Consider the following 25,922-nt stretch of genomic DNA (forward strand, 5'->3'; position numbering starts at 1 on the left):
TTTGCACCATGCCGCCTAACCTGATGGCTTTTCCGGGCTCGACATTGGCTGATGCCAACGTTGTAGGGGTGTAAAAATAGGATGCCTCTTCGCGTAAGGCAGATGCGGCGATCAGGCCAGCACCAAGCAGAGCAGCAACAGCAATAATTGCCAACAGCAACCGCTGATGCTTTGGCTTCATGGCCGATCCTTTAGCTCGGCAGCCGACGCCTCTGCGCGGCGCATAGACAGGTAACTTGAGACGGCAAGCCAAGTCATGCAGACGCCTGTAACGGCAAAGGATGCGATGATGAACGGAGCGTGGGACATCAGCCCTCCGCCATCCGGCGCATGCGCGCCTCAATCCGCATTTCCGCAAGAGCAGCGCGCATCCGCATCAGCACCAGTGCGCCGAACAATAAACTGAATCCGACGACGGCCACAAACAAGGGCACCAAATAGGCAGAATCAATCGATGATCCACCCAAGGTGATGCTTGCTTTTTGGTGCTGGCTTTCCCACCAGATGACCGAGCGGTTGATGATAGGGATGTTGATTGCGCCAATGATTCCGAACACTGCGGCAACGCGACTGGTATCGCCTTTGTCGCTCGACGCATTGGATAACGCGATATACCCGAGATATAAAAAGAAGAGCACAAGCATTGATGTCAGCCGGCCATCCCAAACCCACCAAGTTCCCCAAGTGGGTCGCCCCCATATCGACCCCGTAATGAGGCAAATCGCCGCAAAGGTCGCTCCCGGAACTGCGATTGCACGCGCAGACACGCCCGCCAGCGGGTGACGCCACACCAATTGGACAATGCTCGCAATGGCAATGCCAGTCCATCCCCCCATACCGAGCCAAGCGGCAGGGACATGAACAAAGATGATCTTGACTGTATCGCCCATCAACCGTTCAGTCGGCGTGAAGAATAGCCCCCAAATACAGGCAGCAAGCGTCAGGATAAGCCCGAACCAGAACAAGGCTGGGGTAAGTGGCCTTGCGATACGCAAAAAACGGGCAGGATTGGCGAAGCGGTGCATATGTAGGGTGGGTCTCTAGCACTGCAAAAGCGTTAGGCCAACGAATTTAGCATCACCTACCGATAAGTTTTTGCGCCATATTGTTTGCAACTTCCGCTGGTGTTTTACCGCCCGAATCGCTTTCCGCCCAGATAGCTGCCAACCGCTCGGGAATGGCGTTAATGCGCCGGTTGATTTCTGCATCGTCGGCATTTTCAACGTGACGCAAAACGTTGATAATGCCGCCAGCATTGACCACATAATCAGGGGCATATAAAATACCACGATCGGCCAGCATGCGCCCCTCATGCCCAGTCGCAAGCTGATTATTTGCGCCACCGGCGACCGCCCGCACTTTTAACGCAGACACGCTCGCTTCAGTCAGTATCGCACCCAATGCGCACGGGCTGAAGATATCCGCTTCGACATTCATAATGTCAGTTGCAGCTACGCTGTTTCCACCCAGATCAACCGCAAGGTCAGCGGCACGCTGTGCATCGACGTCAGCCAGTGTCAGCTTAGCCCCATGATCTGCAAGATAACGGGCAAGACCGCCACCAACACTGCCCACACCCTGAATGGCGACGTGAACGCCTGACATGTCATCGGAACCCAACGCATGTTTGGCTGCTGCCTGAACGCCTAGGAAAACGCCACGTGCTGTGTAAGGACCGGGATCACCGCCTTGGTCAGGCAGCCCGGCGACATGCGAGGTGACCTTCGACAGCGACACCATATCCGCCTCAGACATTCCGACATCCTGCGCAGTGATGTATTTGCCGCCTAGTGAATCTACCGCGCGAGCAAATGCATCAAGCATATCCTGCGGTTTAGTGCGCGCAGGGTTGGCAAGAATGACAGCCTTGCCACCACCTGCAGAAAGCCCTGCCATCGCATTTTTGTAGCTCATTCCGCGCGATAGGCGCAGCGCATCCGTGACCGCAGCTTGCGAGTCCGCATAATGCCAAAAGCGCGTTCCACCTGCTGCAGGCCCCAAATAGGTCGAATGTACCGCGATGACTGCCTTAAGACCGGTGGCGCGGTCATCGAACACATGAATGGCTTCGTGCGAGTCAAAATCAGGCAAGTCCCAGATAGCGGGCATCATGTATTCCCCTGTGCGAAAACGCCGCATTGCGGTTTCGGAATCAAATTGCGAGATCGCGTAATAATATTACGCGCCTGAAATGTCATCCAGAATATGGAGGGAGATAAATGGGGCGACCGAGGGGTCTTGAACCCCCGACCTCTGGTACCACAAACCAGCGCTCTAACCAACTGAGCTACGATCGCCATAGCGTCACTTAGGCAGACGCGCTCCTATTCTTTAGGCTTAAAATTACCCTATGCCGGGCGTCAACCCGGCACTTGGATATTCTTACTTTTTGAGGCTGAGGCCACCAAAACGCTTGTTAAACTGGGCAACGCGGCCACCAGTGTCAAGCATACGGCCTGATCCACCGGTCCATGCTGGATGCGAGGTTGGATCGATATCCAATGCCAACGTGTCGCCTTCCTTGCCCCAGGTAGAGCGCGTTTCGAATACAGTTCCGTCGGTCATCTGCACCTTGATCATGTGATAATCGGGGTGAATGTCGGCTTTCATACATAATTCCTTTGCTCAGCCACCGGTTTCCGACCGGAAGCCCTAAATTCGGAAGCGCCGCGCATAGCGGGCACGCTTAAAGAAGGCAAGAACTGACTGTTAAAAATAACCGCAGCGCTCAGGCCGAGTTACGCTTTGGGCTAGGCCCTGCCGTTTACGCAGGCGGCTCAGCAATCATCGCCATAAACTCGGCTTCAGCAGCGACTTGGTCGCCAACCGTGGCACGCCCGGCGAATTTGCACACGCGCGCGCGCTTTTGGACGAACGTGACATGAAGATGTAAAAGGCAACCAGGTTCGACGGGCGCACGGAACTTAGCATTGTCAATCGACATGAAATACACAAGCTTGCCTGAGCCTATAAGACCAAGGCTTTCCATCGCCAAAACACCAGCCGCTTGGGCAAGCGCTTCAACAATCATTACGCCGGGCATGATAGGCCTTCCAGGAAAATGTCCCTGAAAAAACCCCTCATTCATAGTCACGGCCTTGACGGCGCAAATACGCTCGTCAGGCACGAGCTCTTCTACCCGGTCGACCAAGAGCATGGGGTAACGGTGCGGAAGCACCGCCATCACCCTGCGGACGTCGTAATTGCTGTAATCGTCCCCCGACATGCAGATTAACGGCTATCGGGTTGTGCAGCGGCCGCGGCCTGTGGCTGAGCAGCTGCGGCCTGCGCTTGCTGTGACGCGTTGTTAATCAACTGCTGGATTTGCTGGTACAGCGCACCAATCTGGCGCGAAGGACGCCAACCGGCTGGCGGTGTGATCGTGACGGAAGGCAGTAGCTTATCGAGTTCAGCCGTAATAGCAGTCGTCACATCAACCGATTCTGGCGCCCAAACAAACGCGTCCGGCGCAAGAATGACGCTGATGCGTTTGGCCGTGATAACAGCCTGCTGTGCCGCTTCATATTTCAGGGCAATCTGCTCGATGGAATATAGTTGTGCAAGGATAACCGGATCCTGAAGCGCGCTCATTTCCTTTTGCTTCGCGTCAATCTGCGTGAGCAATGGGTTTTTTGCCTTAATCGCAACATCGAGCTCGGCCTGGGTCAGCTCTTTGTTCTTGTCGGTATCAAGCTGCGCATTCAGGTTGTTGATTTCTTGACGCTTTGTTTGAAGCTGCTGCGATAGGGCCGCATATTGCGTGCCGATCTGCTGATACGCAGCGCCCAGCGCCTTTGAACGCAAGATAGCGACTGCCGTGTCTGACGTGGCGATACCGGAAACCTGAGCAGATGCTGGTGCAGTGATAACAACTGCCGACAAAAGAGCGGCCACAAGGGCGGTATTACGAATGTTCATTAGAATTGTGTCCCTACGTTGAAAGTAAATAATTTGGTGTCGTCACCCGGCTGTTTTAGCAGAGCACGCGCGATGTCGATCCTGAATGGACCAAATGGTGAGTTCCAGTTTACACCGAATCCAACTGACAGCCGCGGCTTCCATGTGTCGCCGAGGAATTCTTCTTTGAACCGGAACGCCGCGACCCGTGCAGAGCCGTCGCCATTAACTGCGGTTGTAGACGTCTGAAGTGCCCCAGAACTATCCACAAAATAGTATAGCAGTCCGCCTTGTGTGCCATCTGCCAATACTTCGCGTTGCTGCACGCTCTGCAGGACTGGCCGCGTAACGTCGAACACCGATCCAACATCGACAAACAGAGACGGACGCAGGCCCAACTCCTTAGCGCCGCTACCCAATGGGATCTGCAATTCTGCACGGCCCATATAATAGAAGCGGCCACCAATGGCATCGTCTTGGATCTGGTTGCGGTCGGTAATCGGGTTATTGACCGCGACGCCGTTCACAATCTTGCCTTCCTGAAAAATACGTTGAACGCGCGGCCCTACACCGCGAATATCGAAACCACGCATTTGCGGCTCACCCAAATAGAAGCGATCCGTCAAACGGACATCGTCAATCCCCGCCAGTCCACGGTTTTCCAACGGATGGATATACCCGCTCTCAAACGACAAACCGAACACGAAATTACCAAACGGTTTCCAATATTTGTCAGCGTTAATTCGGGTTTTGATATACTTGACGCTGCCACCAACCCCTGCAAAATCTTGGCTTATACCAAAGCTTTGGCCCCGGGTTGGACGGATCCGGTTATCCCGGTCATCATATAACAATGTGTAGCCCAGCGACGACGTCAGGCGCTTACCGATAGCATCACAGAGAAACCGCCCTGCGAGGATAGGGTCACAGGTCGGCGGATTTCCGGAAAAAAATGTGTTTTCATCAAGCGAAATGTCGTCCTGGCTTAATCCGTACCGTGCCTGAAAATAAATATATTCGTTGACCGGTACGCCAAGACGCAACTGGAAGCCTGTTGTTGCCTGCTGGTAGGTCGTGTTACGCTGGTTATTAAAGAAGTTAAAGCTGTTTAAATCACGGCGGAATATATCGCCTGAAATCGCCATCGAACGGTCAAACAGATACGGCTCCGTAAATCCAATTTCGGCTGATTTCGAATAAGACGAATAGGAAATGTTGGTCCGTAATTCCTGGCCAAGACCGCGAAAGTTGCGCTGCCGGATTGAACCTTGGAAGATGAAATTTTCTATCGAGGAGAAGCCAGCCGATAGTGAAAGCTCCCCAGTCGCTTTTTCTTCGACATTGGTGGTCAGAACGATGCGGTCAGGCGCACTGCCCTGGGCCTGTTCGACTTCCAGATCTTCCTGAAAATAGCCAAGCGACTTGATGCGTTCCGCAGTCCGCTTCACTTGGATACTGTTAAAAGCGTCGCCTTCGTTCAAGCGGAATTCGCGGCGAACGACCTTGTCTTGGGTCAGCGTGTTGCCGTTAATGTCGACGCGCTCGACGAAAACGCGCGGCGATTCCGCCACGTTAAACGTAATGCCCATCGTCAACGTTTCTTTGTCTCGCTGGAAGTCCGGGTTCACATCGGCAAAGGCATAACCAAATAAACCAGCCGTTTCGGATAGACTCTCTACCGTGTCTTCAACCATTTTGGCGTCGTAGTAATCGCCTTTTTTCATGCGCAACGTGGCTGTTAGACGGCCTGAGTCGAAATCGCGGATCTGGCTTTCTACTTTCACATCGCCGAATTTATAGCGGCTACCTTCTTCAACCACATAGGTGATGATGAAGTCTTGCTTATCGGGGGTGAGTTCGGCCACCGCCGAAACAACGCGGAAATCGGCATAGCCTTGGGTCAGGTAAAATTGGCGCAATTTCTGCTGATCGAACGCCAAGCGGTCTGGATCGTAGCTGGTGCCTGAGCTGAAGAAACGGTAAAAACGCGCTTGCTTCGTGACCATTTCGCCGCGCAGCTGACCGTCGGAAAACTTGTCGTTGCCAATGATATTGATCTGTTGAACCTTCGACTTTGGCCCTTCGGTAATTTCAAACACGATATCAACGCGGTTCTGGTCAAGCTGAACCAGCTTTGGTTCAACAACCGCAGCGAAGCGCCCTTGACGCTTGTATAATTCAATGATCCGCGCGACATCGGCGCGGACCTTGGACCGAGAATAAATCTGGCGCGGCGCCAACTTTATCTCGGGTTCAATCTTGTCATTCTTGATGCGCTTATTGCCTTCAAGAATGATGCGGTTCACGACTGGGTTTTCTCGCACTTCGATGACAACCGCGCCGGAATTGTTGCGCACGGAGACATCGGCGAACAATTCGGTCGCGTAGAGGTCCTTAAGCGCTTGGTCGGCAGATACCTGGGTCCATTGTTGGCCGGTGCGTAACCGGATGTAAGACCGCACAGTATCCGCTTCGAGTCGCTGCGTTCCAACAACAGTGATGGATTGGATAATCTCGGCAGGTGCCGCTGCCTCAGGCTGGGCAACTGGCATCGCGGGTGCAGCTTGCGCAAAAGCCGGTGTCATGCTGCCCGTCGCCGCAAGCGCAGTCGAACCCATCAAAAATACGCCAAAGCTTTTGAAGTTGCCGAGAGGTCTACTTTTCATTGTCATCCGATCTGATGTCCGGCAGCCACCGGACGTTGGCAAACTGCCGCTAAAATAGTTTTGCGTCCCTGCCCGATGCAGCGCGCGCAATCAAGTATGCAATGCCCTCAACTGCTTCCGAAAAGACCGAAAGACGCGAGGTCATTGAAAGTTACCATTAACATGAACGCTGCCAGCATCGCAAATCCTGCACGGAAAGCCCACTCCTGCACTTGCGGCGTGGCTGGTCGCCGCCGCACTGCCTCAATACCGTAGAGCAACAAATGCCCTCCATCGAGCATCGGGATTGGCAGCAGATTGATGAACCCCAAGTTAATCGAAATCAAAGCGGCTAGGCTTATAAACGTCAATATGCCCAAGCTCATGGCCTCGCCAGACACTTTGGCGATTTTCAAGGGACCACCAAGTTCGGAAATGGGCCGACGGCCGGATATAATCTGCCCAAGACCAATGACCTGTTGGCGCAGAATATTGCCTGTTTGCTTCACGGCTGCCCAAGGCGCCTCAAGCAGACCTACTTCGCGCGTTTCCAACTTGCTTGCACCAATACCAATGCGACCAATCCGATATTCATTACCGAACCTATCTACTTCAGTGACCGCAGCCACGGTAGCTTGCTTTTCAAACCGCGCACCGTTTCGCTCGATTTCCATGACTATTTTTTCGCCTGGAATCATAACGACCTCGCGGGCCATCGCATCGAAGGTTTCGATAGTTCGACCATTCAACGTCAGGATCCGATCGCCGATTTGAATTCCAGCCGCCGCAGCCGCACTCCTCGGTTGAACGACATCGACGACTGGCGGCGTTACTGATTTACCAAATGCAAGCAGGAAGCCCATGGCGATAAGGATTGCGAGAAGAAAATTAACTGCAGGCCCAGCTGCTACGATCAGAGCACGTTGCCACAACGTTTTCGATTGGAACGTCTGATTGCGCTCATGCTCCGGCAATTGCTTCCAGCTTTCGTCTGCTTGGCTTGCAGGATTCATGTCACCCGCAAACTGGACAAAGCCCCCCAAAGGCAACAGGCCAACGCGCCATAACGTACCGCGCTTGTCGACGCGCCCCCAAATCTGCGGTCCAAAGCCAATCGAGAATGTCTCGGCCTTCACCCCAAACCAACGGCCAACAAGATAATGTCCCAGTTCATGCACCACGACGAGAGAACCGATCAGCGCGAGAAACGCGAATAGGGTGAGAATAATGTTGGGGGATTCAGCGGCCACGGGTTAGTTTCTCCAATTCGTTCTGCGCGTAACGGCGGGCGCCTGCATCAATGCTGAACAGGTCATCCAAATTGATAGGTGCTGCGGGCGCATAAGCCGTCAGGGTTTCTTCGACTAGGGATGCAATTTCCAGGAACCTCATCTTGCCGTCCAAAAAGGCCGCAACTGCAACCTCGTTCGCTGCGTTTAAGATAGCAGGCTTTGCCCCACCTTCGGCAATAGCTGCGCGCGCAAGCCGAAGCGCGGGGAAGCGGACCACATCAGGCTGTTCGAAGGTAAGCTGGCCAATTGCAGAAAGATCAAGCGGCTTGCACGTCGTGGCAATACGCTCTGGCCAAGCAAGGGTGCTTGCAATGGGAATGCGCATATCTGGCGATCCAAGCTGCGCCAAAGTCGAACAATCGACATATTCGACCATCGAATGGATGACCGATTGTGGATGCACAAGTATATCAATTTTATCCAAGCCCACCGGAAACAAATGAAACGCCTCAATCAATTCAAGGCCCTTGTTCATCATCGTTGCGGAATCGATGCTGATTTTTGCACCCATGTCCCAATTGGGATGCGCAACGGCTTGCACTGGCGTGACATTCCCCATTTCCTCAAGCGAGGAGGCACGGAAAGGTCCGCCGCTTGCGGTCAGGGTGATCTTACGCACTTGGTCAATTTTGCCGCCAGCGAGGCATTGGAATATGGCGTTATGCTCGCTATCGACGGGGAGCAGTACCGCACCCGATTGGCGCACCGCTGCCATCATCAAAGCGCCAGCGGAAACCAGCGCCTCCTTATTGGCCAAAGCGACGGTCTTCCCAGCCTCAATTGCAGCCATCGTAGAGGGTAATCCAGCGCAACCCACTATCGAGGCCATAGTCCAGTCCGCATCGCGTCTGGCGGCCTCCACAAGCGCTTCTGGACCTGCTGCGGCTTCGATATTGGTTCCGGCCAGTGCGTCCTTGAGCTCGGTGTAAGCGGATTCGTCTGCGACAACGGCAAGCTCGGCGTTAAATTCGCGCGCCAATTGCGCAATAGCGGCGGCATTGCCGTTGGCGGTCAATGCGACCACGCGGTAATCGCCGCGATGCTGGCGAATGAGGTCCAGTGTCGACAATCCGACCGAACCTGTTGCGCCAAAGATGGAAACGCTGCGTGTCATGGATTAGCCTGCCGTCGCGCTTTGGAACAGCGTGATGACACCGGCGGCAAAAGCGACAGCGATAAGGCCGTCGGTCCGGTCAAATAACCCGCCATGCCCAGGTATCAGCCGCCCCGAATCTTTTACCCCTGCCCGACGCTTCATCCAACTTTCAAAGAAATCCCCCATTTGCGCGACCACCGCGAGTGCAGCGCCCGTCAGCAATAGGCGGAACCAGCCATATGCAAGATAGATATCGCCATCGCCCGCATTACCGCCCCTGAAGGCGTAGATGCCTGCTTGAATAAAAACCATCATAAGGCCCGCGCCAATCATTCCGCCGATAAGGCCCGACCAAGTTTTGGATGGACTAATTTGTGGCGCGATTTTGGGGCCGCCGATGCTTCGTCCTGCGAAATACGCACCGACATCCGTGCCGATTACGCCCGCGATTAGCATGATTGCCGGCGTCATGCCGAAGAAAGGCGCGCTGAACAGCATCAAGGTGAAACATGCAAGGCCAACATAAGTCAGGCCGACCAATAGCCACAATATCTGCGCCTGCCGACTTTGCGCGAAGCCAAACACCAATTTGGTAAATTCAAAAAATACACCAAGGCCTACAGCGATAACGAGGCCCATAAAGGTATAGCCGCCCAGCCAAACCGCAGCGATCGCGACCGACATCATAGCAACGCCGGACAATGTCCGTATGCCTAAGTCCGAACGCGGTTTAAGGGGCGGCGCAACCTTATCGTTCATCGACCACCATAGCGACGTTCACGGCGGGCGAATTCGTTCAGCGCAGCGGCAAATTCATCCTTGCTGAAATCGGGCCACAAGGTCTCAGTGAACCAGAATTCGGCATAAGCTGCCTGCCACAACATGAAATTAGAAAGACGCTGCTCGCCGGACGTTCGGATAAGCAAATCCAGCGGCGGTAAGCCAGCGGTGTCCAGATTGGCCTCAATGCTGGACGCGCTTATCTCGCCTTGCGCGGCGGCGGCGCGTGCAGCGCGGACCATCTCGTCCTGCGATCCATAATTTAACGCTACCGCCAATGTCGTGCGGCTGTTCTTCGACGTCCGCGCAATCGATTCCTCAAGCATTTCCACAATATCAGCTGATAATGCTTTGTAATCACCAATAATTTTTAATCGGACGTCATTTTTTGCAAATGTATCAAGGTCGGATTTGATGAAATCGCGCATTAGCGCCATCAGATCGTTTATCTCTTCCTCGGGCCGTTTCCAATTCTCGCTAGAGAAGGCATAGAGGCTAAGTGTTTCTAGGCCAAGCTCGCCCGCCGCACGCACAATATTACGGACAGTCTCAACGCCGCGCTTGTGCCCCATTGCTCGGGGCAACATGCGCTTCTTAGCCCAGCGACCATTGCCATCCATGATGATAGCAACGTGGCGCGGCATTTCGCCTGTGCCGGCTTCGATGCGGACGGTTTGCGGTTCGACTTTCGCCATTACGTTCTAAACGCGCTCAAAGCGAATGGAAGGGAAGTTTGTATCCGGCCTCACTGGCTCAGGATTTCCTTTTCCTTATGCGCTGCTGCTTCGTCGACCGCTTTGATCATCTCGTCGGTCATTTTCTGGACTTCAGTCTCCAACCGCTTGCGGTCATCCTCGCTGATTTCTTTCTTGTTCTCGTCAATTTTCAGACCGTCATTGGCGTCGCGACGCACGTTGCGGATCGCGATTTTGGCTTTCTCCGCATATTGGCCAGCAAGCTTTGCAAGCTCTTTACGGCGTTCCTCGGTGAGGTCGGGAATAGGCAAGCGCAAAGTCTGGCCATCGGTAATCGGGTTTAACCCAAGGCCAGCCGAACGAATGGCCTTTTCCACTGGATTCACGTTCGAGCGGTCCCATACCTGAACCGACAGCAAACGTGGTTCAGGCGCGCTGACGGTAGCGACTTGGCTCAACGGCATGTGCGATCCGTAAACTTCAACGACCACGGGGTCGAGTAAAGTCACGTTGGCACGGCCTGTACGCAGCCCGGAAAGGTCGCTTTTAAATGAATCGACAGCGCCCTGCATACGGCGCTCAACGTCGGTTTTGTCATATTGCGGCATGGATTAGTTTCCTTCGCTTGTTACCACAGTTGAAGTGCCGCTTCCGTCGAGCACCTTCAATATGTTACCCTGTTCGCGGATGGAGAACACCACGATAGGAATGTTGTTGTCACGGCATAACGACACGGCGCTTGCATCCATAACCTTAAGATTGTCTGCCAAGACACGGTCATAACTTAATGTTTCATAACGCTTTGCTGTCGAAACTTTTTTGGGATCGGCATCATATACACCATCAACCGAAGTGCCCTTGAACAACGCGTCGCATTGCATTTCAGCAGCGCGCAAAGCAGCACCGCTATCCGTCGTAAAGAACGGTGCGCCAACGCCTGCGGCAAAAATAACGATCCGGCCCTTTTCCAAATGCCGCTCGGCACGGCGACGGATGACCGGTTCGCAGACCTTGTCCATTTCAATGGCAGACTGCACGCGGGTCGGCACGCCGAGCTGTTCAAGCGCGTTTTGCATGGCGAGCGCATTCATGACGGTCGCGAGCATGCCCATATAGTCGGCCTGCGCCCTGTCCATGCCCTTTGCGGCACCAGACATACCTCGGAAGATATTACCCCCGCCGATTACAAGGCACAGTTGCAATCCAGTATCCTGCGCAGCTTTTACCTCTTCGGCAACGCGCGCCACTGTAACGGGATCAATGCCATAGGCTTGATCCCCCATAAGCACTTCGCCCGATAGTTTAAGCAGAATGCGACGATAGCCGTGCGCGCTCATAATATCCCTCACCCTGATACGATTATGGCGCCCAGCTATAGGAGCCGTGCGCCACATCGCCAAGTGCTTATCCCCGCCTTTTGGCAGGGAAGCGAAGAATATTTATGCGCCGACCGCAGCAGCCACTTCAGCTGCAAAGTCAGACACTTCCTTTTCAATGCCTTCGCCAAGCTGGAAGCGGACATAATCCTTCAGCACGATTGGCTTACCAGCTTCTTTACCAGCGGCCGCGACAACATCCGAAATTGGGGTCTTGCCGTCCATAACGAATGGCTGGCTCAACAAGGCGTTTTCCTTAGCGAACTTCTTCACGGCGCCTTCAACCATTTTTTCGACGATATCCGCTGGCTTGCCGCTTTCCGATGCCTTTTCACGCGCAATACCGCGCTCACGCTCAAGCGTTTCGGCATCAAGGCCGGATTCGTCAAGCGACAACGGGAATGCAGCAGCGATGTGCATCGCCAGCTGCTTGCCAAGGCCATCAAGCGTCGCAGCGTCTGCATCGCTCTCAAGCGCAACAAGAACGCCGATACCGCCCATGCCATGCGCCGCAGCGTTGTGGACATAAGAAACAACACGGCCATTGCTTACCGAAAGCGACTTTACGCGGCGGATGACCTGATTTTCACCGATGGTGGCGATGTTGTTGGTCAAACGTTCCTGAACTGTTTCGCCTCCGCCATAAGGCGCGGCCAAAACGGGTTCAGCATCGTTGGCGCTGAGGTTCAGGGCAACTTGGCTGACAGCAGCGACGAATTCTTGGAACTGTTCGTTCTTGGCAACGAAATCTGTCTGGCTGTTAACTTCGATAGCAGTGCCCTTGGTGCCCTCGACAGCAACGCCGACAAGACCTTCAGCCGCGGTGCGGCTCGATTTCTTGGCAGCAGTTGCAAGGCCCTTGGCACGCAGCAAATCAACTGCGGCTTCGATATTGCCGTTGGTTTCTTCAAGCGCCTTTTTGGCGTCCATCATGCCAGCGCCGGAAAGCTCACGCAGTTCCTTGACAGCTGAAGCGGTAATTGCAGACATAAGAGTGTCCTTTCGAAAGGTACGGAGGCCAATACAGCCTCATTGAAGTTCGTCATCCCCGTAAAAGCGGAGATCTAACACCGGCGCTCACTTCACAAGCAAACGACAAGAGTCGGCCCCCGCATAAGCGGGGGTGACGACAATTTGGTTACGCTTCGGCGGCAGGCGCTTCGGCAGGAGCAACCTCGGCAGCGGGCGCTGCTTCTTCAGCCACTGGCGCTGTTTCTTCAGCTACTGGGGCTGCTTCTTCAGTCGCTGGCGCGGCTTCTTCTGCCAAAGCAGGTTCAGCCGCTGGCTCAACTTCCGCACCAAGGTCAATGCCCTTGGCAACCTTAGCGTTTACATTGCCCTTGGTTGCCGCAGTAGCCACCGCGTCGCAATACAAACGAATGGCGCGCGCAGCGTCATCATTTGCAGGAACCGGGAATGCAATGCCATCAGGCGATACGTTTGAATCGAGGATCGCGATCACTGGAATACCAAGAACATTGGCTTCCTTGATGGCGAGTTCTTCCTTGTTGGCGTCGATGACGAACATAACGTCAGGAATGCCGCCCATGTCGCGGATACCGCCAAGGCTCATTTCAAGCTTATCGCGCTCGCGGGTCATCTGAAGAATTTCCTTCTTCGTGAAACCGTGCGTGTCACCCGAAAGCTGCTCTTCAAGCGTCTTGAGCTTCTTAATCGAGTTCGAAATGGTCTTCCAGTTGGTGAGCATACCGCCCAACCAGCGATGGTTGACGAAATGCTGCCCCGATGCGCGTGCGGCATCGGCGATTGGGCCTTGTGCCTGGCGCTTCGTGCCGACGAACAGAACCTTGCCGCCAGACGAAACGCTCTGTGCGACGAAATCTAGAGCGCGTGCGAACAATGGCACGGACTGCGACAGATCGAGAATGTGGATGCCGTTGCGCGCGCCGAAAATATACGGCTTCATACGCGGGTTCCAACGGTGTGTTTGGTGGCCGAAATGGGCCCCAGCTTCAAGCAAATGCTGCATGGTCACGACAGGTGCCGCCATGGTACTTCTCCTTCCGGTTGAGCCTCTGGGAAACTAGAACTTCACTTTTGCCTGAAAGACAAAGATCAGCACCGGTATGTGCGTTTCCCATGTGGAATGACGGCGCCGTTATAGTTGTTGGCAGGATTCGTCAAGCACCAACAGACTCACCAGATGCCGCAATTTGGTGTAGTCGCATTAATAATCGGTTCAGAACGCACCGTATAGCGAGACATTATGGGCAGGAAGATATATTGAAAACACGTTGGGCAATTGCTGCTTCAATCGCGCTGGTCGCAATATCCTCGTCGGCGTTCGCCGAAGATCAATGGCTTGGCGACGCACAGCAGTCTGCGCCTCCCGAGCGCATCTCCTTTCTTGTTACGTTCGGCGCGGAAAAATGTCCGGATGCAGTCGGCGACGAAATCATGGTCTGTGCGGCCCAGCCGGAGGGTGACCGGTACCGGACACCTAAACCGGTTCGCGCGAATAGCGAATCGCCAGTAGCAGGCGGAAGCTGGACCTCCGCCGTTGAGAGCCTTGACGGCTATGGGCGCGCCGTTTTGCCAAACAGCTGTTCTGTCAATGGAAGCAACGGCTTCACAGGATGCATGCAACAGGCACTTCAAAAATGGCATGCCGAGCGCCGCGGAACACGCAGCGCACCGTAATTTCGCAGGCCAGTTAACTTTTTGCGGCCAAGCAAGTTATCCACAGGCAATACCCAAAGTTACCCAGCCATGTACCACGCGCGAAATGCCGCTTGACATATTGGAACAAATAGTGAACAAATACCCATATCCGGTGTTTAGCCGAATCAAACTTCCCCACTTATTTAGGGTGGGGACGCAAAGGACCAGTGCCATGACTATCATCGCTACCCTTCTTTTCGTGATCGCGCTGGGTGCATCAGTTGGTGTAATCTTGCTGTCTATCCGCAATGCCATGCCGCGTATTCGCGAAGTGATTGATATGGAGTTTGCTCCCTCACCGCAGCGTGAGCGCCGGATAATATTGGGCGAAATGCGGCGTCTGGCACCTGCGGAGATCATCCCCTTTCCCGCGATGTCGCGCACCCAAAACGCGCCCCGCTTGGCTGCCTAAATATCGACCCCACAGTGTGGTGAGGTTTTAGGTAACTTAGCCACGTCCTTCGAAGACGTGGATTGCCCTAACTAGGGTCATGCGCACATGTTGTTTACCACCAATCTTCTCTTGTGACCAATATGGGCATAAAAAAGGGCGGGTGCTTTCGCCCCGCCCTCTGTAACCAATTTCTTGGTTTGTGTCTTAGTTGACAGCGTCCTTGAGAGCCTTGCCAGCTTTGAACTTTGGCTGATTCGATGCCTTGATGGTCATTGGCTCACCGGTGCGTGGGTTACGTCCGGTCGATGCCTTACGCTTTGCAACGCCGAAGGTACCGAAACCAACGAGACGTACTTCGCCGCCGCTCTTCAGAGCGCCAGTGATTGCTTCAAATGTTGCTTCGACGGCTTTGCCGGCATCAGCCTTGGTCAAACCGCTAGCTTCGGCGACTGCACTGACGAGATCTTGCTTGTTCATGTGGGAACCCCCCTCTTAAAATTATATGAGACCCATTTATCGATACAATGAGTCGCGGCCAAAGCCGGTGGGCCGATAATGAGCAGAATGTTAACGCTGTCAAAGGAAATATCGGTCCAAAACGGTCATTTTCTGTGAGAAAAGACGAGTTCTGCTTATTATACACATCTAATAGCAGGGACACGCCGCCTCAATGTGTCACAGGCACCCCATTTTCACCGCCAGTTACAGCGGGTAACGCCGCTGCCAGATCATCCGCCTCGGTCCATTCCACTGCGACCAATGGGGATACTAAAGCACGCGCCAGAACCTGATCGACATGGCTGACTGGGATAATCTCAAGACCGTTCTTGATGTTTGCTGGAATGTCCGCAAGGTCCTTTTCATTCTCTTGGGGAATGAGCACGGTTTTAATCCCGCCGCGCAAAGCCGCCAGCAATTTCTCTTTCAATCCACCAATCGGCAACACACGTCCCCGCAACGTGACTTCGCCTGTCATGGCAACATCGCGGTGCACGGCAATACCCGTCAGTGTCGACACGATACACGTCACCATGCCTATGCCGGCCGATGGGCCATCCTTGGGCACTGCGCCTTCGGGAAGGTGAATGTGCACATCTTTGCGCGCAAACAGACTTGGTTTAATGCCATAGCTCGGCGCGCGCGCCTTCACGTAGCTCAAGGCCGCCTGAATGGACTCGCTCATGACTTCGCCTAGCTTACCTGTCGTCTTAATATTCCCCTTACCAGGAACAGTGACAGCTTCGATGGTCAGCAACTCACCACCCACTTCAGTCCAAGCGAGACCCGTTACGGCACCGATCTGGTTTTCTTCCTCACCCATGTCATGGCGAAATTTACGAACGCCAGAGAAGTCGGCAAGATTTTCGGGTGTAATGACAATGCTCTTGTCCTTACCTTCCAAGATCCGACGCAACGATTTACGCGCAAGCTTCGCAATCTCACGCTCCAGAGTCCGAACGCCGGCCTCTCTTGTGTAATAGCGAATGACATCGCGCAGTGCATCGTCGCTTATCGAAAACTCTTCAGGCTTAAGCCCGTGGGCCTCGATCTGCTTTTCCACCAGATGGCGCTTGGCAATCTCAAACTTTTCGTCCTCAGTGTAGCCTTCAAGACGGATGATTTCCATCCGGTCCAACAACGCCTGCGGTAAGTTCATGCTGTTTGCGGTGGTCACGAACATCACATCCGACAAATCGAGATCGATTTCCAGATAATGGTCATTGAACTTGTTGTTCTGTTCAGGATCGAGAACCTCAAGCAAGGCCGACGCTGGATCGCCCCGGAAATCCTGTCCAAGCTTGTCGATTTCATCGAGTAAGAACAACGGGTTCATCGTCCCCGCCTTTTTCAAATTGGCCGCGACCTTGCCGGGCATTGAACCAATATAGGTACGACGGTGGCCGCGTATCTCGGCCTCGTCCCGCACGCCGCCCAAGGATTGGCGAATGAACTCACGACCCGTCGCCTTGGCAATCGATTTGCCAAGTGAGGTCTTGCCGACCCCCGGAGGGCCAACGAGGCACAATATTGGCCCCTTCAGCTTGTTCGTCCGCGCTTGCACCGCAAGATATTCGACGATCCGGTCCTTAACCTTTTCCAAGGCGAAGTGGTCGGCATCAAGAACGTCTTGCGCCTTGGCTATATCCCGCTTCAGCTTGGACTTTTTGCCCCATGGAATGCCTAAGAGCGTATCAAGATAGTTGCGGATGACTGTGGCTTCTGCAGACATCGGCGCCATCCCGCGCAGCTTTTTCAGTTCCGCATTGGCTTTCGCTTTTGCTTCCTTGGAGAGCTTCATCGTTTCAATCTTGGCCTGAATTTCGGCAACCTCGTCACCGCCTTCGCCATCATCATTGCCAAGCTCGCGCTGAATGGCTTTCATCTGCTCATTCAAATAATATTCGCGCTGAGTCTTTTCCATTTGCCGCTTCACACGGCCACGGATTTTCTTTTCGACCTGCAAAACGCCAAGCTCGCCTTCCATGAAGGCAAATGCCATTTCAAGTCGGCGAAGCGGGTTGGATTCAACCAACAACGACTGCTTGTCCGAAACCTTCAATTGAATATTCGCCGCAACGGCGTCCGCAAGTGCCGACGGGGTGTCGATTTCGGTCAACTGAACAGCTGTCTCCGCGGGCATTTTCTTGTTCAGTTTCGAATAATTCTCGAACTGCTCGGTCACTGAACGCATCAGTGCGGTTGCCTCGGGACCATCCGCGCTTTGTTCGTCAACCAAGATGATGGTCGCTTCAACATAGTTGTCGCCACGCTCGATCAAGTCGCGCAATTCAGCACGTTGTTTGCCCTCAACCAACACGCGCACTGTGCCATCAGGCAATTTTAACAGCTGCATGATCGCGGCAGTCACGCCGATATTGTAAAGATCATCCTTGCCGGGATCATCCTCGGCAGGGTCAAGCTGCGCGACAAGAAAAATCTCTTTATTGGCTTTCATTGCCTGTTCCAAGGCAACAACCGATTTATCACGCCCAACAAACAACGGCACAATCATGCCAGGGAAAACAACAATATCGCGCAGTGGCAATAATGGAAGGTTCAGATCCATAGATACTCCAATTGGCGGTCACCCAAAACGGCAACCTGCCTGTTCCAACCCAATATGAGGGCTTTGCGGACGCTTTCAATGCATGTGCGCGGGTTAGACACATTTAACTGGGGAAAAACCGTAATGGACCTAAGCCACCACAGCCATTCGCCTTGTTAAAATGGCAATTTGAACCCTGGAGGCAGCGGCAATCCGCTAGACATCTTACCCATTTCCGCATTGCTGGCGGCATCAGCCTTGTCACGGGCATCGTTGAATGCTGCTGTGATAAGGTCTTCCAACATGCCCTTGTCGGCTGGCACGATGAGGCTGTCATCGATTTCAACGTTCAATATCCGGCCTTTTGCAGTCGCCTTAACCTTCACCAGACCGCCTCCAGAAACGCCCTCAACCCGGATCGTATCCAGCGTTGCCTGCGCTTGTTCCATCTGTTGCTGGATATTCTGGGCAGCTTCTTGCGCCGCCTTAATCATCTCTTCCATGCTTTTCACGCGCTCTTACTCCATTTCATGCCATTATCGTCGCTGTCGAGCAACTCCGCCTCGGGAAACGCAGCAAACGCCGCTTTGACCAAAGGTGACTCCATTATAATGCGTTTATCAGCCTCGGCGTCGGCTTGCTCCTGCTCCAACAGGCTTGGCTGGGCATCACCTGGGCGTTCTTCTAAGTCCCAGCGCGTGCCCGTAACCTTCGCCAGAGCATCTCGCAGTTCCGAAACAAACGTCGGCGCAACGGGCCCCGCCAATTGATACGCCAACATAGGCGGCGCATATTCGACCAGACGAACAACATCGCGTATCGTCATTTCAAGGCCTACAAACCCGTCACGCGCCAGACGATCCAAAAGCGCTTTAAACGTCGCAGGCATTAATGACTGCACCGAAGCGGAGGCCGGAATATCAAGCGCAGTGGGTACAGAAGCGGGTATTGCCGCCGTGAACGCCCCCTCACCGATCATCTTGGCAAGCTCACCAGGGTCCGGCAGCGTTGCGGCATGGATCACGCGCAACAGGGCCATGTCAGCTGCATCCAGCGGGACAGATGCACGCGCGACTTCCTCCTGCCCTTTTAACAACAATTGCCAAAGACGATGCAGAACCGGGAAAGATAAACGGTCAGCATTATCCTCAACCACAGCATTAGCTTCGGCATCCAGCGCTCCATCGCGTGGTGCGCCTACCTTCGCAAGCGTCAGCCTATGTACTTCGGACAATATTCCAGCAAACATCGCAAGCGGTTCAACACCAAGATTATATTGGTTCTTTGCCTCCGCCAGCATGGCCTGCGCATCGCCGATGAGGATTAGGCCAAAGAGACGGCGGATCGCGCCACGGTCGGACAGGCCCAACATGTCGCGCACCTGCGCCGCTGTGACTTTTCCATCACCCTCCATATCGGCATGGGCAATGGCTTGATCAAGAATTGACAGACCGTCGCGAACAGAACCTTCGGCGGCTTGCGCAATTAAAGTCAACGCCTCGGTTTCAGCCTCTACGGCTTCCTTGGCGGAGATTTCAGCGAAATGCGCCGAAAGCTTTTCGGTAGGTATCCGTTTCAGATCAAAGCGCTGACACCGCGACAGGACTGTAATCGGAACCTTGTTGACTTCTGTCGTTGCGAACAGAAACTTTACATGCCCCGGCGGTTCTTCCAGCGTCTTGAGCAGCGCATTAAATGCGTTTTTGGACAGCATGTGGACTTCGTCGATAATGTAGATTTTGTAGCGTGCCGACACGGCGGAGTAACGCACAGCCTCGATAATCTCCCGCACATCATCTACGCCGGTGTGGCTTGCGGCATCCATTTCGATGACGTCGATATGCCGACCCTCCGCGATTGCGACGCAAGGCTCGCAAGCCCCGCACGGGTCAATAGTCGGGCCGCCCTGCCCGTCGGTTCCAATGCAGTTCAACGCCTTGGCAATCAATCGCGCGGTTGAGGTTTTCCCGACCCCGCGCACGCCAGTCATCAGGAATGCATGTGCCAGGCGGTCACGCTTTATGGCGTTACCCAAGGTTTGGACCATAGCATCCTGCCCAATGAGTTCCGCAAATGTCTGTGGCCGATATTTCCGTGCCAAAACGCGGTATGCCGCTCCGCCAGTCGCCACGGGCGCGGGCTTAGCCACTACAGGCAAATCCAGACCCAGCCCCAATGCATCATCAGGCATATCCGGGTCGCGTTCGGCGAATTCTGGGGTATCGGAATCGGGCATTATCGTCATGTTAATATGGTCATCGACCTTTGTCGAAGTCTTCTCAACCGAAACACGGGGAAAAGTAGGAGCCGAATGACCCGCAGCGAATTCGTTGTGGCTGCTTCCGTCAGGATCTGACCAGGTTGGCGAGTGCCACGTCCATCCGACTCCCACGCCGCATATGGCCGCGACGTTGCCGAAATGCAAGTGCAGGAACACAAAGCGATAAACACCATTTTAACCGCAATGCGAAATATTAAATTCACCGTGATTCGTTAGCAACCATCCGTCACACAGGAATAAACGGTCATGAACAGCGCGTCATTGAGGACCATAACATATAAACGATACGAAGACGCAGCGCGCGAAGATCGCAGTGCCCCGCGCGTTTGCGTTAAAATCCCCGCTATCATGCGTCCTTCGGGTTCATCGGGATACTCCGTGATTTGTCCGAAATCTGTCACTTTCCGGTGTCGCCTGTGAGGCGCTGAAGGGGATGGCTGCGGGCACACAAGTGCGGCTAACTTTGCCCGGCCTTATGGCGATTCAGGCCAAAGTCATTTGGAACGACTGCAATATTGTCGGGTGCGAATTCAGCACTATGCTGAACCCCGCCGGGCTTCAAAACATGTTAACGCGGTTTCCTGCTTAGGCTTAAGCGTTGCGCAAATACCAGTCATAATCGATGCTCGGTACGTGGCCGAAATAGCGATCCTGTTCCACGCGCTTTACGATCGTAAACATGTCAACAAAACGGTCGCCGAGATATTCACGCATCAATTTGGAGCCGTGAAAGCGGTCGACTGCGGCAAACCAGTTGCTTGGCGGCTTGTCATCACCTGATCCATCTCGGTCATAGCCATTGCCAACGACCGCTGAGCCTGGATCGATCTGATGCGTGATGCCGTGGTGAATACCGGACAATACGCCAGCGACTGCAAGATATGGGTTTGCATCCGCACCACAGGCGCGATGTTCGACATGACGGCTTGATGCTGGACCAGCGGGGATGCGGAAGGAAACGGTACGGTTGTTGACGCCCCATGTCGGTGCGACCGGCGCGTAGCTGTTCGCCTTGAAACGGCGGTAGCTGTTGGCATGTGGCGCAAAGAGCACGAAGCAGTCGCCAACACTCGCGATCATCCCACCAATGGCGTGACGCAACATCGCAGTGCCTTCCGGATCGTCGGAGGCAAATAGGTTGAGCCCTTCGGCATCGTTCATCGAGACGTGAATATGCATCCCTGAACCGGCTTGTTCGGCAAATGGTTTCGCCATGAACGTCGCCTCAAGGCCATGTGCTTGTGCCACTGCCTTGACCACACGCTTATACATGATGGCATCATCGCATGCCCGCAGCACGTCGGGCTTGTAGCGCAATGTCAACTCGCACTGACCGGGTGCAAATTCCGAAATCGCGGATTCAAGTGGCAGGCCTTGAATATCGCATGTCTCGTATAGTTCGTCGAAGAAGGGGCGAAAGTCGTCCAGTTCGCGCAAGCCATAGACTTCGACCATCTGCGGCGTTTCGCGATTATAGTCTGGCCGCGCCGGGCGGATGGAACCATCACGCGCGCGCTTTGGATCCAACAAATAGAATTCCAACTCAACCGCCAAGGCGGGCGTCAGCCCCATTTCGGCAAAGCGGTCGACGACAAGACCAAGCACATGGCGCGGGTCAAGATCATGTGGCTGGCCATCTAATTCATAAAAATCGACCATGAATTGCGCCGCATTGTCGCCTGCCCATGGTGTGCGCACAAGTGTGCCGGGGATTGGCTTCATCGAACGGTCAGCGTCGCCATCTTCCCATACCAATCCCGTTTCCACGGTGTCTTGCCCAGTGATATCGACAACAGCAATTGAACCAGGGAAAAACCGTCCAATTTCATAGACTGACAAAACCTCATGCTGGCGCAACCGCTTTCCCCGCGGCACGCCGCCAAAATCGGTATAGATCATCTCAACGGAGTCGATGCAGGGATATGCCGCAAAAAAGGCCTCCGCTTCGCTCAGTGGCGCAATGATCGCTGATGATTTTGCCCGCTTGATTGTCATGATGATACTTTCGTAAGTCCTGATTTTCTTATGCTAATAGCTCAGTCAGCGCAGAGTTCAACTCTGCCGCAAGGCGGTCCACTTGCGCCGCTTGCGTCACCGGACTGACCAACATCATATTGTGGAAAGGCGCAAGCAAGATACCGCGGTTGGCGAGATATAGATGGATAGTGCTTTCGAGTGCATGGTCCATCACCGCCCGAGCTTCACTGCCATTGCGCGGCGGGATGGCGGAACAGACCAGTTCGACGCGCGCGCCAACATGGCTGACATGCCAGTCCAGCGCATGGGTACTAATCACGCCGTTGAGTTGCGCCACCAGCCTGTCTGCCATTGAGAGCATATGGGCATAAGCGTCCCGGGTAATGACCTGCCCCAACATCGCATGCATGGCCGTAATCGCCATCGCATTGGCCGATAATGTCGTCCCAATTCCGCTATGCCCGGCTGGGCGTGATGCGTTCAGCGCCGCCATCCGTTTGGCGATCGCTTCTGTAAAGCCGTAGACGGCGCACGGTACGCCGCCGCCGATGGATTTGCCGACCACCAATATGTCCGGCTTTGGGCCATGCATATTGCTGTGCCCGCCATAGCCGGATGAGATCGTATGGGTTTCGTCAAACACCAGGATTGTGCTGGTTTCATCACACAGCCTTCGCAATTCCGTCAGAAACCCCGGTGTATCGCGCACCATGCCGATATTGGTCATCAACGGTTCGGCCAATACGGAAGCGATATCGCCACCGCGCAAAGCAGAGGCAAGCGCATCCACATCGTTGAATTCGATTGCAACCGTCGTCGGCAACAAATCTTGCACTTGCCCGATCAGGCTTGGCCGGTTGACTGCACGGCCATCGCGCAAGTCGACGAACACATCATCAACCGCGCCATGATAGCAGCCGTTGAAGATCAAAATCTTGTCGCGCGCAGTAATCCCGCGACACCAGCGAATAACGGCCCGGTTTGCTTCGCTTGCTGTCGTCGTCACTTGCCATTGCGGCAGTCCGAACATGTCGGCTAGCATAGACCCAAGCTCTGCGCCCTTTGCGGTCGGCAACATATAGCTTAAGCCCTGCCCTGCTTGCGCTGCTATGGCCTTGGCAAGCGGGGCCGGCGAATGACCAAACATGCTCGCAGTATCGCCAAGGCAAAAGTCATCAAAGACCTGCCCGTCGATACTCATCAGGGTCGCTCCAGAAGCCTCCTGAGCGACGATTGGGAACGGACTGGACCAATCGAGCATCCAATGGAAAGGGACGCCCTGAAACCATCCCTGAACGCTTTTGGCATGCGCCTTGGACTTTGGGTTCGCTGCAATAAACCGTGCAATTTCACGTTCGCGCATTGCTTCGATGGAAACCCTTTCCATCACAGACGATCCATCATTGCCGAATAAAGCATCCCAACAACATAGGTAGGTGATCGTAGCAACTTGCCACCGGGGAACCCACGATGCGGGATTTTTTCAAAAAGGTCGAAATTGCGACTGTCGCCCTTCAACAACTCCGCCAGAAGCTCGCCCACCAGCGTTGTGAGCAACACGCCCTGCCCAGAATAACCATGCGCGAACAGCGTATTGCCAGCACGACCAATGTGCGGCAGGCGGTTCACGGTGATCCCGACCATACCACCCCAGGCATAGTGGATCCGCGCATCCGCCAATTGTGGGAACAGCTTCAGCATATAGGGTTGGACAAATGCAGCAATATCCTCCGGCGGCTTCGGCGTATATTTTTCGCCACCTGCAAAAAGCAGCCGATTATCGGCGGACAATCGGAAATAGTTAAGCACAAACCTACTATCCGATACCGCTGCATTCGATGGGATAAGGGCGCGTGCGCGGTCTTCTCTCAGCGGTTCGGTCGCAATGATATAGTTCAATACCGGCATCGTATACCGACCCGCCTTGGTAGCCAAATCTCCAGTTTCTGTGTCACAAGCCAAAAAGACATTGCTAGCCGTTACGGACCCAGAAATCGTGCGGATAAGGACCTTTTCACCTTCTCTGATTGAGACAGCCCTGCTGCCTTCAAAAATTCTCGCACCCGCACTCTTGGCCGCCCGCTTTAAGCCGCGCGCATATTTTAAGGGATGAAGATGGCCGCCTTTTGGCACATAAATACCACCATGATATCCTGCAACGTTGACATATTGATCGATATCCGTCGGCGCGACCAACACGGCTTCGCCCCTACCGAGCAACCTGTCACTAAAGGCCACTTCATCTTCCAAATAGGCAAAGTCACTCTTCTTCGCCGCCAAATGGATGTGCCCATGCTGCAAATCGCAGTCGATTCCGTGGCGTTCAATCCGTGCGTGCACGCGATCGCGCGCCGACATCGCAAGGTGGTAAAGTTGCTGCCCGACATCTTCGCCCACCAGTTTAATGAGGTCCATGGCCGCCATGTTAAATCCGGGGATCATCTGCCCGCCGTTTCGACCCGATGCGGCGAAGCCAATATGTTCGGCCTCAAGCAAAACGACATCAAGCCGCGCTTCGGCGCAGGCCACTGCCGCTGACAAGCCTGTGAAGCCCCCGCCGATGATGCAGATGTCGGCCTTTATGTCAGCGATTAGCGGCTCATCGGGGCGATAGTCACCCGCAGATGCTAAATAATAACTATCATTTAACGGATCGAGCATCACACGCGCAGCAACAAATGCTCGCGCTCCCAGCTTGAGACGACGGACTGGTAATTGAACAATTCATAGTCCTTAACGGCATAGAAGATGTCAAAAAACTCTTCTCCAAGCAGGTTGCGTACGGGCTTACAGGCGCTGAACCGGTCCAATGCCGCCTCCAAAGTCCGGGGCAAGGTGCGGGCCCGGTTATAGGCGCTGCCGGTGATTGCCTTGGCTGGTACCATCCGTTCCACCATACCAATATAGCCGCAGACCAGCGAAGCAGCCATCGCGAGATAGGGGTTGGAGTCCGCCCCCGGCAGACGGTTTTCGACGCGCCGGTTGGCCTTGTCCGAAATCGGCACGCGGAAACCACAGCTTCGGTTGTCTTCGCCCCATTGGACGTTGATTGGCGCGGCACTGTCTGGCCGCATCCGGCGGAAGCTGTTTACATTGGGCGCCCAGAGCGGCGATATCTGCGGCATGAACTTTACAAGACCCGCTATATAGCTGCGGAACAGCGCACTGTCCTTGCCATTGGCGTTAGAGAACAGGTTTCTGCCGGTTTCGGCATCAACCACCGACTGGTGAATATGCATTGCGCTGCCCGGCTGCCCGGCCATCGGGTTCGCCATGAAGGTCGCATAGACGCCATGCTGCTTAGCCACTGCGCGCACAGTGCGCTTAAATAGGAACACTTGATCCGCCAGCTTCAGCGGGTCACCATGGACAAAGTTCACCTCAAGCTGGGCAGCGCCCATTTCGTGGATCATCGTATCGATATCGAGGCCCATCAACTCACAGTCATCATAGATGTGATCAATGATATCCTCATATTCGTTCATCGCCTCCAACCCATAAGGCTGGCTTGCTGTCTCCGCACGCCCGCTTGAGCCAGTTGGCGGCACCAACGGAAAGTCAGGGTCCACATTTTGGCTGACAAGGTAAAATTCAACCTCAGGCGCCATAATCGGCTTCCACCCGCGTTCCGCATACATGTTCAATACTTTTTTCAATATTGTGCGCGGTGCGATTTCCACCTCGGTGCCATCGCCATGAAGAACATCGGCAATGACAAAGGCCGTGGGCGATTTGAAACCCGGGGCGACGCAAATCGTATC

General features: G+C 54.4%; 27 protein-coding genes, 1 tRNA gene and 1 other RNA gene. 3 read left to right on the forward strand and 26 right to left on the reverse strand.

Annotated features, from left to right (window positions below; all coding sequences use genetic code 11):
* From ACIQ2T_RS03765 to rpsB, 17 genes are all read right to left on the reverse strand, one after another.
* On the reverse strand, nucleotides 1-181 hold a 181-nt coding region (locus ACIQ2T_RS03765), incomplete at its 3' end, for a cytochrome c maturation protein CcmE (RefSeq protein WP_397589646.1).
* The gene (gene ccmD, locus ACIQ2T_RS03770; protein ID WP_397589647.1) at nucleotides 178-309 is read right to left on the reverse strand and encodes a heme exporter protein CcmD; all 132 of its coding nucleotides are present in this window, start codon (nucleotides 307-309) and stop codon (nucleotides 178-180) included. The genes ccmD and ACIQ2T_RS03765, both read right to left, overlap by 4 nt.
* Complete coding sequence (gene ccmC, locus ACIQ2T_RS03775) at nucleotides 309-1,025, reverse strand: heme ABC transporter permease CcmC (RefSeq protein ID WP_397589648.1); 717 nt, start codon at nucleotides 1,023-1,025, stop codon at nucleotides 309-311. Before ccmC ends, ccmD begins: the two co-directional genes overlap by 1 nt.
* A 52-nt stretch (nucleotides 1,026-1,077) precedes the next feature.
* Nucleotides 1,078-2,109 carry a Leu/Phe/Val dehydrogenase gene (locus ACIQ2T_RS03780; RefSeq protein ID WP_397589667.1) on the reverse strand — a complete coding sequence of 344 codons (1,032 nt, stop codon included), beginning with the start codon at nucleotides 2,107-2,109 and terminating at the stop codon, nucleotides 1,078-1,080.
* A 111-nt stretch (nucleotides 2,110-2,220) separates the two neighbouring features.
* A tRNA-His gene (locus ACIQ2T_RS03785) sits at nucleotides 2,221-2,297 on the reverse strand.
* A gap of 85 nt (nucleotides 2,298-2,382) precedes the next feature.
* Nucleotides 2,383-2,610, reverse strand: coding sequence for a 50S ribosomal protein L31 (gene rpmE / locus ACIQ2T_RS03790; RefSeq protein ID WP_125230382.1), 228 nt, complete (start codon nucleotides 2,608-2,610; stop codon nucleotides 2,383-2,385).
* A gap of 154 nt (nucleotides 2,611-2,764) precedes the next feature.
* Nucleotides 2,765-3,226, reverse strand: coding sequence for a 3-hydroxyacyl-ACP dehydratase FabZ (fabZ, locus tag ACIQ2T_RS03795; RefSeq protein ID WP_397589649.1), 462 nt, complete (start codon nucleotides 3,224-3,226; stop codon nucleotides 2,765-2,767).
* Between the two features lie 5 nt (nucleotides 3,227-3,231).
* Nucleotides 3,232-3,918: an OmpH family outer membrane protein gene (locus tag ACIQ2T_RS03800; RefSeq protein ID WP_397589650.1), complete on the reverse strand. Its 687-nt coding sequence runs from the start codon at nucleotides 3,916-3,918 to the stop codon at nucleotides 3,232-3,234.
* Nucleotides 3,918-6,515 (reverse strand): outer membrane protein assembly factor BamA, encoded by a 2,598-nt coding sequence (gene bamA / locus ACIQ2T_RS03805; protein ID WP_397589668.1) that lies wholly within the window; start codon nucleotides 6,513-6,515, stop codon nucleotides 3,918-3,920. The genes ACIQ2T_RS03800 and bamA overlap by 1 nt, the downstream gene beginning before the upstream one ends.
* A 155-nt stretch (nucleotides 6,516-6,670) precedes the next feature.
* Nucleotides 6,671-7,792, reverse strand: a complete 1,122-nt coding sequence (gene rseP / locus ACIQ2T_RS03810; RefSeq protein WP_397589651.1) for an RIP metalloprotease RseP — start codon at nucleotides 7,790-7,792, stop codon at nucleotides 6,671-6,673.
* Nucleotides 7,782-8,948, reverse strand: coding sequence for a 1-deoxy-D-xylulose-5-phosphate reductoisomerase (locus tag ACIQ2T_RS03815; protein WP_397589652.1), 1,167 nt, complete (start codon nucleotides 8,946-8,948; stop codon nucleotides 7,782-7,784). The genes rseP and ACIQ2T_RS03815 overlap by 11 nt, the downstream gene beginning before the upstream one ends.
* 3 nt (nucleotides 8,949-8,951) lie before the next feature.
* Complete coding sequence (locus ACIQ2T_RS03820) at nucleotides 8,952-9,689, reverse strand: phosphatidate cytidylyltransferase (protein WP_397589653.1); 738 nt, start codon at nucleotides 9,687-9,689, stop codon at nucleotides 8,952-8,954.
* The gene (gene uppS, locus ACIQ2T_RS03825) at nucleotides 9,686-10,405 is read right to left on the reverse strand and encodes a polyprenyl diphosphate synthase (RefSeq protein ID WP_397589654.1); all 720 of its coding nucleotides are present in this window, start codon (nucleotides 10,403-10,405) and stop codon (nucleotides 9,686-9,688) included. The genes ACIQ2T_RS03820 and uppS overlap by 4 nt, the downstream gene beginning before the upstream one ends.
* 50 nt (nucleotides 10,406-10,455) lie before the next feature.
* On the reverse strand, nucleotides 10,456-11,013 hold the full coding sequence (gene frr, locus ACIQ2T_RS03830; protein ID WP_397589655.1) for a ribosome recycling factor: 558 nt from the start codon (nucleotides 11,011-11,013) through the stop codon (nucleotides 10,456-10,458).
* A gap of 3 nt (nucleotides 11,014-11,016) precedes the next feature.
* Nucleotides 11,017-11,742, reverse strand: a complete 726-nt coding sequence (gene pyrH / locus ACIQ2T_RS03835) for a UMP kinase (RefSeq protein ID WP_397589656.1) — start codon at nucleotides 11,740-11,742, stop codon at nucleotides 11,017-11,019.
* A 102-nt stretch (nucleotides 11,743-11,844) separates the two neighbouring features.
* Entirely contained in the window at nucleotides 11,845-12,771 is a 927-nt protein-coding gene (gene tsf / locus ACIQ2T_RS03840) for a translation elongation factor Ts (RefSeq protein WP_397589657.1), read from the reverse strand.
* A 148-nt stretch (nucleotides 12,772-12,919) separates the two neighbouring features.
* Nucleotides 12,920-13,792 carry a 30S ribosomal protein S2 gene (rpsB, locus tag ACIQ2T_RS03845; RefSeq protein ID WP_397589658.1) on the reverse strand — a complete coding sequence of 291 codons (873 nt, stop codon included), beginning with the start codon at nucleotides 13,790-13,792 and terminating at the stop codon, nucleotides 12,920-12,922.
* 233 nt (nucleotides 13,793-14,025) lie between these two features.
* On the opposite strand from rpsB, the gene ACIQ2T_RS03850 reads away from it, so the two are divergent.
* Nucleotides 14,026-14,442, forward strand: coding sequence for a hypothetical protein (locus tag ACIQ2T_RS03850; RefSeq protein WP_397589659.1), 417 nt, complete (start codon nucleotides 14,026-14,028; stop codon nucleotides 14,440-14,442).
* Between the two features lie 193 nt (nucleotides 14,443-14,635).
* Nucleotides 14,636-14,875, forward strand: a complete 240-nt coding sequence (locus tag ACIQ2T_RS03855) for a hypothetical protein (protein ID WP_397589660.1) — start codon at nucleotides 14,636-14,638, stop codon at nucleotides 14,873-14,875.
* A gap of 186 nt (nucleotides 14,876-15,061) precedes the next feature.
* Here the strand turns inward: ACIQ2T_RS03855 and ACIQ2T_RS03860 are convergent, their stop codons facing one another.
* The 5 genes from ACIQ2T_RS03860 to ffs form a co-directional block, all read right to left on the reverse strand.
* Nucleotides 15,062-15,334, reverse strand: coding sequence for an HU family DNA-binding protein (locus ACIQ2T_RS03860; protein WP_397589661.1), 273 nt, complete (start codon nucleotides 15,332-15,334; stop codon nucleotides 15,062-15,064).
* A gap of 190 nt (nucleotides 15,335-15,524) precedes the next feature.
* Entirely contained in the window at nucleotides 15,525-17,924 is a 2,400-nt protein-coding gene (lon, locus tag ACIQ2T_RS03865; RefSeq protein ID WP_397589662.1) for an endopeptidase La, read from the reverse strand.
* Between the two features lie 155 nt (nucleotides 17,925-18,079).
* Nucleotides 18,080-18,415, reverse strand: a complete 336-nt coding sequence (locus ACIQ2T_RS03870) for a YbaB/EbfC family nucleoid-associated protein (protein WP_300034747.1) — start codon at nucleotides 18,413-18,415, stop codon at nucleotides 18,080-18,082.
* The gene (locus ACIQ2T_RS03875) at nucleotides 18,412-20,094 is read right to left on the reverse strand and encodes a DNA polymerase III subunit gamma/tau (RefSeq protein ID WP_397589669.1); all 1,683 of its coding nucleotides are present in this window, start codon (nucleotides 20,092-20,094) and stop codon (nucleotides 18,412-18,414) included. Before ACIQ2T_RS03875 ends, ACIQ2T_RS03870 begins: the two co-directional genes overlap by 4 nt.
* 106 nt (nucleotides 20,095-20,200) lie before the next feature.
* Nucleotides 20,201-20,295, reverse strand: an RNA gene (gene ffs, locus ACIQ2T_RS03880) — signal recognition particle sRNA small type.
* 283 nt (nucleotides 20,296-20,578) lie between these two features.
* Here ffs and ACIQ2T_RS03885 point away from each other — a divergent pair.
* Complete coding sequence (locus ACIQ2T_RS03885) at nucleotides 20,579-20,773, forward strand: hypothetical protein (protein ID WP_397589670.1); 195 nt, start codon at nucleotides 20,579-20,581, stop codon at nucleotides 20,771-20,773.
* 2 nt (nucleotides 20,774-20,775) lie between these two features.
* On the opposite strand, the gene ACIQ2T_RS03890 is transcribed toward ACIQ2T_RS03885, so the two are convergent.
* From ACIQ2T_RS03890 to ACIQ2T_RS03905, 4 genes are all read right to left on the reverse strand, one after another.
* Nucleotides 20,776-22,179: a glutamine synthetase family protein gene (locus ACIQ2T_RS03890; protein ID WP_397589663.1), complete on the reverse strand. Its 1,404-nt coding sequence runs from the start codon at nucleotides 22,177-22,179 to the stop codon at nucleotides 20,776-20,778.
* 28 nt (nucleotides 22,180-22,207) lie between these two features.
* The gene (locus tag ACIQ2T_RS03895) at nucleotides 22,208-23,548 is read right to left on the reverse strand and encodes an aspartate aminotransferase family protein (protein ID WP_397589664.1); all 1,341 of its coding nucleotides are present in this window, start codon (nucleotides 23,546-23,548) and stop codon (nucleotides 22,208-22,210) included.
* On the reverse strand, nucleotides 23,548-24,822 hold the full coding sequence (locus ACIQ2T_RS03900) for an NAD(P)/FAD-dependent oxidoreductase (protein WP_397589665.1): 1,275 nt from the start codon (nucleotides 24,820-24,822) through the stop codon (nucleotides 23,548-23,550). Before ACIQ2T_RS03900 ends, ACIQ2T_RS03895 begins: the two co-directional genes overlap by 1 nt.
* Nucleotides 24,822-25,922: glutamine synthetase family protein (locus ACIQ2T_RS03905; RefSeq protein WP_397589666.1), on the reverse strand; the 1,101-nt coding region annotated here is incomplete at its 5' end. The genes ACIQ2T_RS03900 and ACIQ2T_RS03905, both read right to left, overlap by 1 nt.

This window comes from Sphingorhabdus sp. (assembly GCF_044357595.1).
In the GTDB taxonomy this organism is placed as follows: Bacteria; Pseudomonadota; Alphaproteobacteria; order Sphingomonadales; family Sphingomonadaceae; genus Sphingorhabdus_B.

Bases quoted from the DNA above. Each gene is read 5' to 3' on its own strand.
- ACIQ2T_RS03875 (WP_397589669.1), bottom strand. From the start codon at position 20,094: ATGCCTGATGATGCATTGGGGCTGGGTCTGGATTTGCCTGTAGTGGCT.
- ccmD (WP_397589647.1), bottom strand. From the start codon at position 309: ATGTCCCACGCTCCGTTCATCATCGCATCCTTTGCCGTTACAGGCGTC.
- ACIQ2T_RS03860 (WP_397589661.1), bottom strand. From the start codon at position 15,334: ATGAACAAGCAAGATCTCGTCAGTGCAGTCGCCGAAGCTAGCGGTTTG.
- rpmE (WP_125230382.1), bottom strand. From the start codon at position 2,610: ATGAAAGCCGACATTCACCCCGATTATCACATGATCAAGGTGCAGATG.
- ACIQ2T_RS03815 (WP_397589652.1), bottom strand. From the start codon at position 8,948: ATGACACGCAGCGTTTCCATCTTTGGCGCAACAGGTTCGGTCGGATTG.
- frr (WP_397589655.1), bottom strand. From the start codon at position 11,013: ATGCCGCAATATGACAAAACCGACGTTGAGCGCCGTATGCAGGGCGCT.
- bamA (WP_397589668.1), bottom strand. From the start codon at position 6,515: ATGGGTTCGACTGCGCTTGCGGCGACGGGCAGCATGACACCGGCTTTT.
- ACIQ2T_RS03855 (WP_397589660.1), top strand. From the start codon at position 14,636: ATGACTATCATCGCTACCCTTCTTTTCGTGATCGCGCTGGGTGCATCA.
- pyrH (WP_397589656.1), bottom strand. From the start codon at position 11,742: ATGAGCGCGCACGGCTATCGTCGCATTCTGCTTAAACTATCGGGCGAA.
- uppS (WP_397589654.1), bottom strand. From the start codon at position 10,405: ATGGCGAAAGTCGAACCGCAAACCGTCCGCATCGAAGCCGGCACAGGC.
- ACIQ2T_RS03900 (WP_397589665.1), bottom strand. From the start codon at position 24,822: ATGCTCGATCCGTTAAATGATAGTTATTATTTAGCATCTGCGGGTGAC.
- tsf (WP_397589657.1), bottom strand. From the start codon at position 12,771: ATGTCTGCAATTACCGCTTCAGCTGTCAAGGAACTGCGTGAGCTTTCC.
- lon (WP_397589662.1), bottom strand. From the start codon at position 17,924: ATGGATCTGAACCTTCCATTATTGCCACTGCGCGATATTGTTGTTTTC.
- ACIQ2T_RS03780 (WP_397589667.1), bottom strand. From the start codon at position 2,109: ATGCCCGCTATCTGGGACTTGCCTGATTTTGACTCGCACGAAGCCATT.
- ccmC (WP_397589648.1), bottom strand. From the start codon at position 1,025: ATGCACCGCTTCGCCAATCCTGCCCGTTTTTTGCGTATCGCAAGGCCA.
- rpsB (WP_397589658.1), bottom strand. From the start codon at position 13,792: ATGGCGGCACCTGTCGTGACCATGCAGCATTTGCTTGAAGCTGGGGCC.
- fabZ (WP_397589649.1), bottom strand. From the start codon at position 3,226: ATGTCGGGGGACGATTACAGCAATTACGACGTCCGCAGGGTGATGGCG.
- ACIQ2T_RS03800 (WP_397589650.1), bottom strand. From the start codon at position 3,918: ATGAACATTCGTAATACCGCCCTTGTGGCCGCTCTTTTGTCGGCAGTT.
- ACIQ2T_RS03890 (WP_397589663.1), bottom strand. From the start codon at position 22,179: ATGACAATCAAGCGGGCAAAATCATCAGCGATCATTGCGCCACTGAGC.
- ACIQ2T_RS03820 (WP_397589653.1), bottom strand. From the start codon at position 9,689: ATGAACGATAAGGTTGCGCCGCCCCTTAAACCGCGTTCGGACTTAGGC.
- ACIQ2T_RS03895 (WP_397589664.1), bottom strand. From the start codon at position 23,548: ATGGAAAGGGTTTCCATCGAAGCAATGCGCGAACGTGAAATTGCACGG.